Annotated in this window: 13 protein-coding genes; 5 read left to right on the top strand and 8 right to left on the bottom strand. The window is 36.0% G+C overall.

Annotated features, from left to right (window positions below; genetic code table 11):
- Window positions 1–17: 17 nt before the first annotated feature.
- Window positions 18–1,265, bottom strand: coding sequence for a Glu/Leu/Phe/Val family dehydrogenase (locus V4762_RS06255; RefSeq protein ID WP_347314927.1), 1,248 nt, complete (start codon window positions 1,263–1,265; stop codon window positions 18–20).
- A 200-nt stretch (window positions 1,266–1,465) separates the two neighbouring features.
- Here V4762_RS06255 and V4762_RS06250 point away from each other — a divergent pair, with 200 nt between their 5' ends.
- The 5 genes from V4762_RS06250 to V4762_RS06230 all read left to right on the top strand — a co-directional run bounded on the left by V4762_RS06250 (window position 1,466) and on the right by V4762_RS06230 (window position 5,758).
- A complete protein-coding gene (locus V4762_RS06250) occupies window positions 1,466–2,089 on the top strand; it encodes a MerR family transcriptional regulator (protein ID WP_347314926.1) in 624 nt (207 codons plus the stop codon).
- A gap of 23 nt (window positions 2,090–2,112) precedes the next feature.
- Entirely contained in the window at window positions 2,113–2,865 is a 753-nt protein-coding gene (locus tag V4762_RS06245) for a fumarylacetoacetate hydrolase family protein (protein ID WP_347314925.1), read from the top strand.
- A 17-nt stretch (window positions 2,866–2,882) separates the two neighbouring features.
- Window positions 2,883–3,905 (top strand): tetratricopeptide repeat protein, encoded by a 1,023-nt coding sequence (locus tag V4762_RS06240; protein WP_347314924.1) that lies wholly within the window; start codon window positions 2,883–2,885, stop codon window positions 3,903–3,905.
- Between the two features lies 1 nt (window position 3,906).
- Complete coding sequence (locus V4762_RS06235) at window positions 3,907–4,575, top strand: HAD family hydrolase (RefSeq protein WP_347314923.1); 669 nt, start codon at window positions 3,907–3,909, stop codon at window positions 4,573–4,575.
- 61 nt (window positions 4,576–4,636) lie between these two features.
- Window positions 4,637–5,758 carry an HD-GYP domain-containing protein gene (locus V4762_RS06230; protein WP_347314922.1) on the top strand — a complete coding sequence of 374 codons (1,122 nt, stop codon included), beginning with the start codon at window positions 4,637–4,639 and terminating at the stop codon, window positions 5,756–5,758.
- On the opposite strand, the gene V4762_RS06225 is transcribed toward V4762_RS06230, so the two are convergent.
- From V4762_RS06225 to V4762_RS06195, 7 genes are read right to left on the bottom strand one after another with little or no spacing between them, the layout of a single operon-like run.
- Window positions 5,755–6,714: an ABC transporter ATP-binding protein gene (locus V4762_RS06225; RefSeq protein ID WP_347314921.1), complete on the bottom strand. Its 960-nt coding sequence runs from the start codon at window positions 6,712–6,714 to the stop codon at window positions 5,755–5,757. The genes V4762_RS06230 and V4762_RS06225 overlap by 4 nt on opposite strands.
- On the bottom strand, window positions 6,714–7,691 hold the full coding sequence (locus V4762_RS06220) for an ABC transporter ATP-binding protein (protein ID WP_347314920.1): 978 nt from the start codon (window positions 7,689–7,691) through the stop codon (window positions 6,714–6,716). The genes V4762_RS06225 and V4762_RS06220 overlap by 1 nt, the downstream gene beginning before the upstream one ends.
- A gap of 13 nt (window positions 7,692–7,704) precedes the next feature.
- Complete coding sequence (locus tag V4762_RS06215) at window positions 7,705–8,214, bottom strand: nitroreductase family protein (RefSeq protein ID WP_347314919.1); 510 nt, start codon at window positions 8,212–8,214, stop codon at window positions 7,705–7,707.
- A gap of 30 nt (window positions 8,215–8,244) precedes the next feature.
- Entirely contained in the window at window positions 8,245–10,011 is a 1,767-nt protein-coding gene (locus V4762_RS06210) for an inositol monophosphatase family protein (protein WP_347314918.1), read from the bottom strand.
- A gap of 20 nt (window positions 10,012–10,031) precedes the next feature.
- The gene (locus tag V4762_RS06205; protein WP_347314939.1) at window positions 10,032–10,250 is read right to left on the bottom strand and encodes a YgaP family membrane protein; all 219 of its coding nucleotides are present in this window, start codon (window positions 10,248–10,250) and stop codon (window positions 10,032–10,034) included.
- Window positions 10,251–10,262: 12 nt separating this feature from the next.
- The gene (locus tag V4762_RS06200; RefSeq protein WP_347314917.1) at window positions 10,263–13,502 is read right to left on the bottom strand and encodes an efflux RND transporter permease subunit; all 3,240 of its coding nucleotides are present in this window, start codon (window positions 13,500–13,502) and stop codon (window positions 10,263–10,265) included.
- A 10-nt stretch (window positions 13,503–13,512) separates the two neighbouring features.
- A complete protein-coding gene (locus V4762_RS06195) occupies window positions 13,513–14,595 on the bottom strand; it encodes an efflux RND transporter periplasmic adaptor subunit (protein WP_347314916.1) in 1,083 nt (360 codons plus the stop codon).
- Between the last annotated feature and the right edge of the window lie 3 nt (window positions 14,596–14,598).

Genomic DNA, 14,598 nt, shown 5'->3' with positions numbered 1-14,598 from the left:
TCCCCTTCAAAATTTAGTTAGCACCAACCTCTTAGTTTCATTACTTCTATAACTCTCTTGATAGCCACCACATAAGCAGCCTGACGCATGCTGATGCCATACTCCTTAGCAGCATTTAAAACATTTTTGTAAGCATCAGACATCCTGTGATCAAGCCTCTTGTAAACGAGGTCTTCATCCCAATAATACATATAGAAATTCTGAACCATTTCAAAGTAAGATACTGTTACGCCACCTGCATTTGCAAGAAAATCTGGTATAAGATGAACTCCTTTGTTGAACAAAATCTTATCTGCGTCAGGTGTGGTAGGACCATTTGCAAGTTCGAGCACAATTTTTGCTTTAATTTCATTCGCATTTTCTTTTGTAATAACCTCTTCAAGTGCCGAAGGAGCTAAAACGTCTACATCCAAAAGTAAGAGCTCTTCATTAGATATGTCCTTTGCCCCTGCAAACCCATGAACAGATCCAGTCTTGTCTTTGTGCTCTTTCAAGGCTGCAGCATCAATGCCATCTGGATTATAAACTCCACCCTTACTATCGCTTAGTGCTACTGCCTTCATACCAAAGAGCTCTTCTGCAAGCAGTGCAGCATAAAATCCAGCATTGCCAAATCCTTGAATTGCTATAGTTGATTTTGAAAGATCGAGACCCAAAAACTTTGCAGCTTCTCTTAAAACATACATCCCGCCTCTTGCGGTAGCATCTCCTCTACCTAAAGATCCACCCATCTTAATTGGCTTGCCAGTAATAACACCAAACTGGTTTTTGCCAATTATCTTTGAATACTCATCCATCATCCATGCCATAATTTGTGGATTGGTATATACATCCGGTGCAGGGATATCCTGGTCTGGACCTATTAATTGCCAAACTTTATCGATATAGCCCCTTGCCAACCTCTCCAATTCATTAATAGACATTTCTTTAGGGTTACAAATTACTCCTCCTTTTCCACCTCCAAGTGGTAGGCCGATACAAGCTGTTTTCCAAGTCATCCAAGCAGACAAAGCTCTTACGGTATCAATTGTTTCTTCAGGATGGAACCTAATCCCACCCTTAAAAGGACCAAGAGCATTGTTATACTGGACCCTAAACCCATGAAAAACCTTTAAGATTCCATTATCCATCCTGACAGGGATAGATACATGAATCTCCCTCATGGGAGTTCTTAGAATCTGCATAACATCACTATCTATCCTCAAAATCTGCATAACCTCATCTAACTGATCCTGAACTACCTCAAATGGGTTAATTAAACTCAACTTACCCGCCTCCTTATATTTTAAGCCTTAAAACTCTTCTTTACATCTTATATTCTAATATTCTTTTAATACTTTCACAAATAACAAAATACATATATGTTAAATAAAATTTTTTTATATCATACAATTTTTTGTATTATAAATGTTTTTTAAAAAATTTGCAAATTTGATATATTTAAAAAAGATCATATAATTAAAACATGGAAAATTATATTAACTTAGAACAAATTTCAAAAGAATCTAATATTGCTGAGTCTACCATTAGAAGGTACATAAGCAAGTTCGAATTCCTTTTCGACATAAACAACGAAGGAAGACCGAAGCGTTATAACAAAAGCTGTATTCCTTATCTTATTAAAATTAACGAGATGTACAAAAGTGGTCTTACTACCGAAGAAATTAAGAAATCATTTAACGATGAAAGCGAACCTCAAGATCATGCTATAAATCTTGAGCGGAATTTAATCGATAAAAAGGGGGATTTGGACGATTTTGACAACAGTAAAGATAAAAACTCTCTGCTGCTGAAACAGATTTCAATTCTTGAAGAGATTAAAAATAGTATAAAAATTTTAGATGATGTCGACATGCTAAAAAAAGATCTTTACAAAAAAGAAATCGAAATTGTAAACTTAAAGAAAGAAAATTTTGAGTTAAAGCAAAATTTAAATAGATTGGAAGAAAAGATAAATTCATACGAAAAAGATCTAAATAAATTGAAAAAAGAATCTGATAACACGCTCATGGAGTTATTCAACAACTTAAAACTTGAACAACAAACTGAAGTCCAGAAATCTTGGTGGGGAAAAATATTTCCCAAATAAAAAAAATTTAAGGGGGTTAAATAATGAAGTTAGTTAAGTTTGTTCACAACAAAGAAGTAAAGTTTGGGGTAGTTGAAGGGAATGAAGTAATACTATTAGAAGAGAATTTTTTAAACTCTATTAAGAAGACCTCAGTAAAGCTAAGCCTAAGTGAAATAGAGCTTCTGTCTCCTGTCTCTCCTTCTAAATTCGTATGTGTAGGCCTAAACTATAGAGACCACGCAAATGAAATGAAAGAATCTCTTCCTACCGAACCTGTTCTATTCCTAAAACCATCTACTGCAGTCAACCATCCTAATTATCCAATTTCCTATCCGCCGCAAACAAAGAACCTGCACTATGAGGCTGAGCTCGTGGTAGTAATTGGAAAAACTGCAAAAGATGTCAAGATTGAAGATGCAAAAGATTATATATTGGGCTACACCTGTGGCAATGATGTAACCGCAAGAGACCTTCAGAAAAAGGATGTCCAGTGGACCAGAGCAAAGTCATTTGACTCATTTGCCCCAATAGGACCCTGGATAGAAACAGAAATCGATCCGAATTCCTTAGACATAAAATTAATTCTAAATGGCGAAATCAAACAAAAATCTAACACTTCCAATTTAATATTTAAACCTGATTTCTTGGTTAGCTTTATCAGTTCGGTTATGACCTTGTTGCCTGGCGATGTAATTATGACTGGCACACCCTCAGGTGTGGGACCGATGAGAGTCGGAGATGATGTAAGCGTAGTAATTGAAAATATAGGAACCCTACCAAATAGAATAATTTAAATCATCAGGAGGGAAAAATGTTTAAAAAATCGTTATTAATCTTTGTTTCTCTAATGCTCATCTTTGCAAGTATTTCTTACGCTGCTGCTCCAAACGATCAAGCAAGAGAGTATTTTGTTTTAGGTGAAAAATATCTTAACGAGTCAAGCTTCGACAAAGCAGAGATGTTCTTTCAACAAGCAATTGATACCGATCAGGGTTATGTTCAAGCTTATGACGAGTTAGCAAAATGTTATATAGGAACCAATCAACTTTCTAAAGCTGTAGATATCACTTCTAAAGCATTAAACATTGACCCAAACTATGTGGACGCCATGCTCACTCAGGGAATTGCTCTAAGAAAATTGGGAAGAAATAATGAAGCAATGATAATTTTAACCAATGCTACACAAAAAGATCCTTCAAACGCCAATATTTATTACAATTTAGGGTTGGTTTACTCAAACCAGCAAAACAATCAAGAAGCAATAGATAACTATACTAAGGCAATAAACCTCAATCCAAAATTCCCTGATGCCAGATATCAACTCGGCCTCTCCTATCTGGCCACAGATGATCTGTACAACTCATATACTCAATTTAGATCGCTAAAAGATACAAATACCAATCTTGCGAATTCTCTTTTTGACAAAATATATACTATAAAAAGTCTTTCAAGTCTCTACCCTGTCAACGTGATAAACGATCAAAGCGCTGAGCAACTTTCGACTAATGCAAATACAGCATTCGAAAAGAAAAACTACGATCAAGCAGTAACCTTGTATGAAAATCTTCTAGTAAAAGATCCTGATAATCTAACAGCATCAGCTAGGCTTGGAGACATCTTTAGGAGCAGATCGGACAATGGCATGACTTTTCAAGCATATAAAAATGCAATAAGGCTTGATCCTGATAACGCAAACTACCACTACTATATTGGTGTCGCCTTGGCAAAACTCGGCGAAAAATACTTTGCAATGACAGAACAAAAAATACTGAAAAACTTAAATCCAGACCTCGCAAATAAGCTTTTTTTAGAAATCTATAAATATAACTATTAATATGTCAGTAAAAAACAGCATAAAGGGTATAGTTTTCGATTTTGACGGAACACTTGTTGACACGCTGGCAGACATTGCCATAAGCGCCAATATGGCTCTTGAAGAAGGTGGATTAACTCCTTACCCAATCGAGAGCTACAAAAACTTTGTCGGTGAGGGATCAGAGGTTTTAATAGACAGGATAATCCCAAAAGAGAAATATTCAGAAGATTTAAAATCAAAATTACTCAAAAATTATAGCGAAATTTATAGGAAAAACTGGTCAAAAAATAGCAAACCCTATGAGGGAATATATGAAATTTTAGATTTTTTAAAAGATAGAGACTATTTAGTAGCAATACTCTCAAACAAGCCAGATCCCTTCACAAAAGAGATGGCAAATTTCTTCTTTCCAGAATTTCCTTTCCTAAAAATTTTAGGTGCAAGACCCCAGATACCCAAAAAACCTGATCCAATGGCAATCTACGAAATCATTTCTTTCTCAAAATTAGAAAGTTGCAATTGGTCAATGGTTGGAGACACCGCAGTAGACATAAACACGGCTAAAAATGCAGAAATCCTACCCATTGGTGTCCTTTGGGGCTTTAGACCAGATGAAATTTTGAAGGAAAAAAATGTCTTACATATTAATCAGCCAAAAGATATAATCTCTATCTTAAACAGTGATTAATAATAAAAAGATTAATTTAACTAAATTAGTTGAAAATATTTCTTACTCACAAACATTATTTATGTTAAACCCATATCCTTATGAACATTCCTTAAAATTAAGCTTTATTTCTAATCTTATATCAAGAGAAATGAAATTAGAAAAAACTCAGAGAATTGATCTTTATCTTAGCAGCTTATTGCATGATATTGGAGCTCTTTTAAGTGAGAGCTCCTGTCTGCTTGAATTAAACAAAAGGAAAGAAATCAATATTCAAAATCACGCTCATTCTGGCTACGAATTATTAAGAGATATACCCTTTTTTGATAAAATCGCATCTGTCATCAAGGATCATCACAATGAAGATACACAAAACTTACTTTCAAAAATAATATTCTTCGCCGACGAAATAGAGGTTCTAATTAGAAACAGCAATTTTACAAGCGCAAATGAAATTCAAGCAAAAGCTTTCTCAATTTTTAAAGATAAAACTTCATTCAAAGATATTCTTGATGCATATTTAGTTGTCTCAAAAAACGATTTCTTCTTATTTTTACTAAACAACCTTGAAGAGTTAAAGAAAGAAAATTCTTTGTTAGTAGAAGATAGATTTGAAATCCTAAATGATGAGCAATTAGGAGATTTAGCTAAAACTATTGCAAAAAATTTTGTTGACGCAAAGAGCGAGTTTACCAAACTTCACTCGATCGACGTAACCTATACTGCTGTGTCAATTGCCAAAGCAATGGGATTTCCCCCAATGGACTGCCAAAAGATCGAAACCGCTGGCTTTTTGCACGATATTGGAAAAATTTTTATCCCGCTTGATATTCTAGAAAAACCTGATAAATTAACAGGAAGTGAATGGCTAACCATGAAATCGCACGCTTATTATACATATTCATTTTTAAACTCTCTGGGATTAGATAAAGAAATTATAGATATAGCATCTTTTCATCACGAATGTTTAGATGGCAGCGGTTATCCATTTGGTTTGGAGGGGAATGATCTTAGTAAACTACAAAGAATTATAGCAGTTGCAGACATCTATGCTGCACTTAGACAGCAAAGACCATATAGAACAGATAGAATGAAGCATGAAGAAGCCATTGAAATATTGGAAAAAATGGCAAAAACGGGGAAGATAGATATGGAGGTTATAAAAAGCATTCCATATAATCTAATTATGCTATGGGGATATTAAATATACCTGAGACATCTCACTCTATGATTTGTTTTTACTTCTATAATCTCAGGAAAACTTTCTCTACACTTATCAACTTTTAATTTACACCTTTCTAAAAATGGACACAATTTTAATTTCGCGCTTTCAAGGTTAATTGGTGATTCAAAAGCTTCTAATTCCACATTCTTAGCTCTGTCAGAATACAAAGATGGAGCTGATTTAATCAAAAGTCGTGTATATGGGTGAAGGGGATTGTTGAAAATACTATCAGTAAAGGCCTCTTCCATCATCAAGCCCTTGTAAAGGACTATTGATTTGTTACACAGATATTCGACAATAGAGAGATCGTGAGATATTATCATCATTGTAAGATCGCTTTTAGCATATATCTCTTCAAATAATTTCAATATTTGAGCCTTTACAGAGAGATCCAGCGAAGAAACAGGCTCATCGGCGACCAAGAATTTTGGCTTGAGAATTAAAGACCTGGCTATTGCTATTCTTTGCCTTTGACCACCGCTAAATTGATACGGAAATTTCCCAAGGTCATCACTTTTTAGCCCAACATTTTCAATTATTTCATCTACCATGTCCTTTCTTTTAATTATTTCAATGCCCCCAAGAATTAGAGGTTCAAGAAGTATGTCTAAAACCTTCATTTTAGGATTAAAAGACGAATATGGATCCTGAAATATGAAAGAAGTGCTCTTTTGAAACTCTCTAAAATCCTTTTTGCTTAATTTAAAAATATTATTGTTGTTGTAGTAAAGAAACCCACTAGAAGGTTTCTCTAAGCCCACAAAAATTCTTCCAAGGGTGCTCTTACCTGACCCAGTTTCTCCAACTATTCCTATGATATCTCTATCTTGAATGCCAAATTTAATGTCCTTTAATGCATCTAAACCTACATCTTTTAAGCGTAAAAAGTTTCTTTTATAGAAGGTCTTACAAATATTTTCTGCCTGAAATAGCACTATTTAAACGCGCCCTTATTAAAACAGGCTACAAATCTATCTCTATCTACCTGTTCTAACAACAAAGGTCCGTTACATTGTTCTGTTGCAAAATCGCATCTTGGCAAAAATGGGCATATATGATCGGGAAAGTCATGCAAAGAAGGGATGCTGCCCCTAATTCCTTTAAGAATTTCTAATTTTTTACCAGTCTTTCTTGGTATCGAAGACAAAAGCCCAAATGTATAAGGATGTAGAGGATTTCTTAATACGTCCTCTGTTTTGCCGCTTTCCATTATTCTTCCGCAGTACATCACCACAACCCTATCGGTATTTTCCCATATTACCCCTAAATCATGAGAAACAAGCATTAAAGAAAAATTCAAATTTTTTTTAAAACCTTTTATTAAAGCTAAAATATCTCTTTGCACTGTTACATCAAGAGCAGTTGTAGGCTCATCAGCTATAACTATCTCTGGACCGCAAGAAATGGCGATAGCAATCATCACCCTCTGTCTAATGCCACCGCTAAGCATAAATGGATATTTGTTTAGAACTAATTCTGGCCGATCTATCTTGACATCTCTCAGAAGATTCATTGCAATCTCAACCGCGTCAGACTTTTTTATCAACCTATGAGCCTGCAAAGTCTCAACTATTTGGTCCTTCACAGTAAGAAGCGGATGAAGAGAACTCATCGGGTCCTGAAAAATTATTGCAATATCTTTGCCTCTAACTTTTCTAATTTGATCTTCTGTAAGCTTCAAAATATCCCTATCTTTAAAAAGTATAGATCCTGATACTATATTCCCTTGTTTTGGTATCAGGTTCAAAATAGAATTTGCAAGGATTGTTTTACCCGAACCCGATTCTCCTACTATACCTAAAAATTCATTTTCATAAAGGCTAAAGTTGACGTCATTTAAAACCTTTGACCATTTCTTGTTCTTTTCAGAATAAAACCCTAAGGTTAAATTTTCTACATCCAACAATGCCATTAATAAGCTATTTTTACCACTTATTGTTATGAATTATTGAACTATCTAACTCACCATGTGGTTTTTTATTTTCAGCAGGATATCCAAGCGACACAATTGCAAAAGGGATCAAGTTATCAGAAATATTAAATATTTTTCTAAGACCATTCATTCTTTCTTCTACTGGATAGATGCCGACCCAGCAAGATCCTATGCCCAATGCAGTAGCGGCAATGAGCATGTTCTCAGTAGATGCAGAGCTATTCAAGGGCCATCTGCCAGGATATTTTTCCAGAGAGGGATCGGACACTACAACTATTGCAGCATTTGCCTGTAAGAGCATGTGAGCATATTGGTGATATTTAAGAACCTCTTTTAATAAATCTTTGTCTTTTACTACTATATAATGACAAACGTTACCACCACCTGCAGACGGTGCAGACATTGCAGCTCTTAAAATAGTCTCTATATCTTCCTGAGATATTTCTTTATCAGTATAAGCCCTGATACTTCTCCTGCTAAACAATGCGTTAATTGCATCCATTGTATTGCCTCCTTATATGATAATAATTTATTAACATTTTAAAAGATTTTCAGCAATAATTAAAATATCAACTGGCCAAAATATCTGAGACCTTGGGTAAGTAATTTTTGGCAATCCCTTTATGGACCTACTGGAAAGGACTTTATCCCTAAAATAGATGGGAATATTTCCCATTCCATACAGCGCACCAAATAAAGATCCCACTAAAGCACAGTTCTTCGAAGTGTCTCCCCCTCTTATTGAAGTTTTTAAAATAGAATCTTCAAAATTATTTGAATGTAGCAACTCATAAAATAAGTTTTGAAGGCATACCAAAACATTTTCAGGTTTTGTATCGTGTTTTGGATGAGGTTGATTCTGGGCATCGGAAAGAGTACTCTTTAGAATATCCGAGAAACCATTTTCATTTACAAAATTAACAACGAACTTATACAAATCATCTTTTGTCATTTTCCTTTTCAAAGATAACCTAAGCGAATACAATAGAACTTTTGCGCACTCTAAACAAATATAATTTGGATTGGTTATCTTACAATCAAGCTCCGCAATGCTAAGGGCCTCTTGGAGCGAAGAGTTTAAAGTAAATATTGATATCGGTATAGTCCTTAATAAAAATGAATTTGAAACTTCATCAATAGACTCAGAAGAATATCCTTCTGGAATATGCCCCAATGAGTTAAGAGAGCTAAAAGCGCTCGATTGGGCAAAATCCACCTCTACTGGCTCAGAATTATACCAATACAGGTAAGCCTCAACAACTTTTTTATAGTTATATGAACAATATTTAGACAGAACCCTTGATTCTAAGATTACTATTTCAGAATTTACAGGCTCTAACATTTGATTTTCAATAGTAAAGTCAATAATCTTTTCATTGCTGTTAGAATATCCAAAAGAATCGCCAATCACTAAACCCATCATAGCGCCTTGTGCTTTAGATAATAAATCCTTATCTTTAACATATTTTCCAATTTTGGGCGTATTTGTTTGGTTGAGATCAAGAATATTCTCAGGGAGCTGCCTATAAAGTACACTTTTCCAGTTCTTCCCCACAAATTCTTTTATTACCTCGTAGGCTCCACCAAAGCATACTTGACCGCAACCGCTATAACCTTGCTTTGAATAGACTATCTCCTTGCCCGACTCATCAAAAAGATTTAGCCCATTTCCAATTAAAAGAGCGTGGGCCGCAGCGTATGTAAATGTCGTGGGACTCGAGCAATCAATTGCAAAAACGCCCTCCCCCACAGCGCTTAATGCCAATCTATAGGAAAAGCATGGCACGCATTTGTACTTAAAAGGATAGCAAAGCCTTGAATTTGCAATACTATTTTTATCAGCATCGTAAGAAGTAAGGACAACATTTGAATTAGACAAATTGAAAGTTTTTTGACCATTTCTATATACACAGTCTAAGCCTTTTGCCCAATAAAACACGTCATCAAAATTAAAAGAATTCACTACTCCCAGTACCAATTCTCTGTTTGATAGCAGAGCAATTGAAACAGACGACCCTCTATAACCTTTTGAATATGGCTCAGATCCAGAAAGAGCTGAAACTATCCAATATGTATTATTGTCGTGAGTTGATTGTGAGACTATCCCCATAGATTCACAATGAAAGCCATAGTAAGGAAACTTTTCCCTAAGATGTAGGCCGATCTTCTCTTCTATATTTTCAATTTCGCTCAACGCTAATTTTGGATTCTCGACAAATAGCCTATCAAAATAGGTTCCAGTCTTCTTTGCTATTGATAAAGCTTCATTTAACTCTTCCTGAAATAAATTTTCTTGCACTGTTCACCCCATTTTAAAAGCTATCGTTTTATCTTTGGTTTGACTCCAAACTTATAAAGGATATTAGCCATTATACAAAATCCTGTAAGGGCAAATATTATTAAATTTATCCCCACTAAAAAAGTTAATATAAACCAGTAAGGGCTCCACAAGAGTCCCAGGGCTAAGCTAATTAATATAAATAAACCTGCAATAAGAAATATGATTCTCTCAAGATACCAATTGTCTGTTGGAGCCATATACATATATTATCACCTCTTAAAAATCTTTTTTATGTCGAACTTTATCTTTCCCTCTTTGACCTTGATTTCAGTGTCTTTATATATAAAATACAAAATAGGCAATAGCGTCCATGAGAATAACGTAACGGCTACTTCTCCAGCCATCAACGATATAGCCATTCCTTGAAATATAGGATCAGAAAGTATCACGCTTGAACCAACTACTACTGCAGCTGCAGTCAAAAACATCGGCCTAAACCTAACAAGGCAACCCTCTATTATAGATTCTTTTAGAGGAACCCCTTCATTTAATTTCATTTCTATAAAATCAACCAATATAATTGAGTTTCTAACCACTATACCAGCACCTGCAATAAAACCTATCATTGAAGTGGCAGTAAAAAATGCACTCAAAAGAGCGTGTGCAGGCAATATACCTATCAAAGATAGCGGTATTGGAGCCATAATAATGAGTGGCGTAATATAGGACTTAAACCACCCGACTATCATTACATAGATGATAATTAGAACTACAGCAAAAGCAATTCCCAAATCTCTAAACACCTCATAGGTAATCTGCCATTCACCATCCCACTTTACTGAGTAGTTTAGGCCCAGTGGAGGCTCATGGGTAAAATAAAGCTTAAGAGGATTACTACCTGGAACTTTTATGTCAGAAACAGGTTTATTCATATGTAAAATTGCATATATAGGGCTCTCTTCTCTGCCTGCAACATCACCAATAACATAAACGACCCTTCTAAGATTCTTTCGGTAAATAGGCTGATCTTCGTTTGTCTTCTCTAAGGTTACCAACTCAGCAAGAGAGACCATATGATTTGTAGAAGAAGGCAATGAGACATTTTGGAGCCCATCAAGGCTTGCTCTATTTTTCAAAGGAGCCTGGACCCAAATCTCCACAGGCTCTCTGCTGTGATCGGTGTGCAAAAGTCCTGCATCACTTCCGTGAAGTGCCATTTGAAGGCTTTGTGCTATAGCATAGGTAGAGATGCCATTGTAAGCAGCCTTTTCTTTATCAACTTTGAAAACATATTTTGTTTGCTCTTCATTTTGTAACCAATCAACATCCACCACATCGCGCGTCTTTTTAAATATATCTTCAACCTTTGAGGCAATTTTCAATTGCTCATTAAAGTTAGGACCGTAAACCTCAGCCACAAGAGTACTGAGTACTGGCGGACCAGGCGGAACCTCTACAATTTTTATCCTGGCGTTATAGGGACTAGCAATCTGATCAATAGGCCCTCTAATTCTCTTAGCAATATCGTGGCTTTGCGCACTTCTTTTATCTTTAGGAACCAGGTTTATCTGGATATCGGCTACATCGTCGCCTTTCCTAAGAAAATAGTGTCTTACAAGCCCATTAAATGTTATTGGGGATGCTGTGCCCGAATATATTTGATAGTTGTCGACCTCAGGCACAGTTCTAATATATTCTGCAATTTTTTCAGCAAGCGCATTCGTAGTCTCAAGAGTGGTACCCTTTGGAGTATCTATCAAGACCTGAATCTCACTCTTGTTATCAAAAGGCAGCATCTTTACCATAACTACTTTTAATGGCAAAAGTGCTACGGCAGCTAAAAGACATATTATAGTAAAAATTATGAAAGCTACTCTTTTTTTGCCACTTTCTAACATTGAAGTAAGATTTTTTCTGTATATCTTGTTAAAAGAGGCTATTACTCTATTTTCTTTCTCTTTATCCGTTCTTTTAACATTTTTCAGCACAATATAACTAAGCCATGGGCTAATTATAAATGCAATAAGAAGAGAGATTATCATTGCAGCAGAAGCACCAATAGGTATAGGCTTCATATATGGCCCCATCATGCCAGACACAAAAGCCATAGGCAACAGAGCTGCAATAACCGTAAAAGTCGCAAGTATGGTTGGATTTCCTACCTCATTTACTGCTTGAATGGCAACTAGTATAGACACTTCTTTCTCTCTAAAATGTCTGTGTATGTTTTCTACAACTACAATAGCGTCGTCTACCAGAATACCTATAGAAAAGATCAGTGCGAACAAGGTAACCCTGTTAAGGGTAAATCCTAATAAGTAGGTCGCCAAGAGCGTAAGTGCTAAAGTAACAGGAATGGCTACAGCAACTACTAAGGCCTCTCTAATTCCAAGGCTCAAGCCTATCAGAACAGTAACCGATACAGCAGCAAGAAGCATGTGTTCTAGTAACTCATTGGACTTCTCATTAGCAGTATTTCCATAATTTCTGGTAGTAGTAATAGTTACACCCTTTGGTATAACAGTACCTTTCAGACGAGAAATATCATGCAACAATCTATCGGACAAATCAGTTGCATTTGTGCCCTTCTTTTTTGCTACTGTAATAGTAACGGCTGGATAAAGGCTCGACCTCTCAATACCTGGTATGCTCTTGTCCCATGACGGACCAAAACCCATAAACACATAATTTTTTGCCTCTTGGGGTCCATCTGTTATAGTAGCGACATCGCTTAACTTTACTGGTCTACCATTGAAAACTCCGACAATTACATTGCCCACATCATTTGCATCTTTAAGAAATGTTCCAGTCTCGACTAAAAATTCGTAGTTATTTAGCGGGAAAGAACCTGTCGAGAGAGATACGTTAGCAGAACTTATCATTTGAGATATCTGAATTGGTGAAATGTGATAAGACTTTAATTTTAGTGGATCGAGATCAACCTTTACTTCTCTTTTTGGACCACCTATGATTTGTGTTTCAGACACATCTCTATCTTTTTTGATATAATCACAAGTTTCTAGTGCAACTTTCCTAAGATCATAGCCGTTATATTCATTGCTCCACAAAGTAAAAGTCATAACTGGCACATCATTTATGGATTTTGGCTTTACAATTGGCATTGAAACGCCAGGCGGAATCAGATCGAGGTGAGAAAAGAGCTTTGTGTAAAGGTTTGTAATACTCTTTTCCATATCTTCCCCGACCTTGTATCTGACTGTTACCATGCTAAGACCAGGCTCAGAAGTTGAGTATATGTACTCTACACCCTTAATCTCCCACAAAAACTTTTCCATAGGCTTCGTAACTCTTTCCTCAACTTCTTTCGCAGAGGCTCCTGGATATTGCACAAAAACGTCAATCATTGGAACTACTATTTGTGGATCTTCTTCTCTAGGGGTCACAATTACTGCAAAAATTCCCAATATCAAAGCAGTAATAACTATCAAAGGAGTAAGCTTCGACCTTATAAAAAGCTGTGCTATTTTACCTGCAATGCCGAATTTCATATTTGTACTCCTAACTTCCTTTTACAATTGCGCCGTCAAAAGCATTCTCAGTGCCTTCAACTATTATCTTTTCCCCATTAGAAAGGCCAGACAGAATCTCAACGTTCTTTCCATATTTCTCGCCCAACTTAACCATTCTATAACTTACCAATCCCTTATCGTCTACCACATATACGCCAACCAGCCCACCTTTTCTCACAAGGGCTGATTCTGGAATAGAAATTGCCTTCTTCGTGCCAATATTGAAATATGCCTTTCCATACATACCGCTTCTAAGGTTCCCTGAGCCAAGTTCAATCTTGACCACAAAAGACCTTGACATAGGATCTACAGAGGGCACTATTTCAGATATTTTGCCCTGTATTTCAGGCAAAGATTCAACTTTAACACCAACATTGGAACCAACTTTTAAATCCTGAGAATATTTTGAGTCAACATTTGCGTCCAATTCAAAACTGGATGTATTTTCTACATTAAGCAGAGGCATTCCAGGCATAGCGGTAGTACCTACATCAACTTTTTTAGAAGATACTATCCCAGAAATCGGAGAAGTGACTGTATAAAAGCTTCTCATAACCTTAGCCTCGCCTACTGCTGCCACTGCCCTTTCATAGTTCGCTTTCGCAAGTTCCTTCTCGGTAATTATCTGATCCATCTCTTGTTGGCTTAGAGCCTTTTCGTCATATAGAGCCCTATACCTCATATAAGTAGCATTGCTCAAAGACATGTTCAATCTTGCAGCATCAAGATTTTTTTCTGCTTGTCTTACTCTTTCAGACGCATCTTGATCGTAGACGGTTAGGAGCACCTGACCCTCTGAAACGCTGTCGCCGTCTTTTACATTGACAGATGTAATGGTTCCCATAACTTTACTTGTAATGACGCTAATTATCTTAGCCTTTACTGTCCCTGTCGCCTCCAAATAGTTTGGCAAATCGCCTTGATTTACCGTTTGGAGCTTAACGCCTTCTATGGTCTTGCTCTCAATTTTCTTTGGTTGGTTTGAAGAGCAGCCTGAAATAAGAAAAATAGCTAATAATGATAACAAGAAAAGTATTGGATAAATGCGAAATGATTTTAACTTTTTATTCATATC

The sequence above is a fragment of the Thermodesulfobium sp. 4217-1 genome, from assembly GCF_039822205.1.
GTDB lineage: Bacteria > Thermodesulfobiota > Thermodesulfobiia > Thermodesulfobiales > Thermodesulfobiaceae > Thermodesulfobium.
This window is presented reverse-complemented; position numbering and strand designations above follow the sequence as displayed.

Coding starts and splice junctions, on each gene's coding strand:
- V4762_RS06235 (WP_347314923.1), top strand. CDS start 3,907: ATGTCAGTAAAAAACAGCATAAAGGGTATAGTTTTCGATTTTGACGGA.
- V4762_RS06195 (WP_347314916.1), bottom strand. CDS start 14,595: ATGAATAAAAAGTTAAAATCATTTCGCATTTATCCAATACTTTTCTTG.
- V4762_RS06200 (WP_347314917.1), bottom strand. CDS start 13,502: ATGAAATTCGGCATTGCAGGTAAAATAGCACAGCTTTTTATAAGGTCG.
- V4762_RS06215 (WP_347314919.1), bottom strand. CDS start 8,214: ATGGATGCAATTAACGCATTGTTTAGCAGGAGAAGTATCAGGGCTTAT.
- V4762_RS06245 (WP_347314925.1), top strand. CDS start 2,113: ATGAAGTTAGTTAAGTTTGTTCACAACAAAGAAGTAAAGTTTGGGGTA.
- V4762_RS06230 (WP_347314922.1), top strand. CDS start 4,637: ATGTTAAACCCATATCCTTATGAACATTCCTTAAAATTAAGCTTTATT.
- V4762_RS06220 (WP_347314920.1), bottom strand. CDS start 7,691: ATGGCATTGTTGGATGTAGAAAATTTAACCTTAGGGTTTTATTCTGAA.
- V4762_RS06250 (WP_347314926.1), top strand. CDS start 1,466: ATGGAAAATTATATTAACTTAGAACAAATTTCAAAAGAATCTAATATT.
- V4762_RS06240 (WP_347314924.1), top strand. CDS start 2,883: ATGTTTAAAAAATCGTTATTAATCTTTGTTTCTCTAATGCTCATCTTT.
- V4762_RS06205 (WP_347314939.1), bottom strand. CDS start 10,250: ATGGCTCCAACAGACAATTGGTATCTTGAGAGAATCATATTTCTTATT.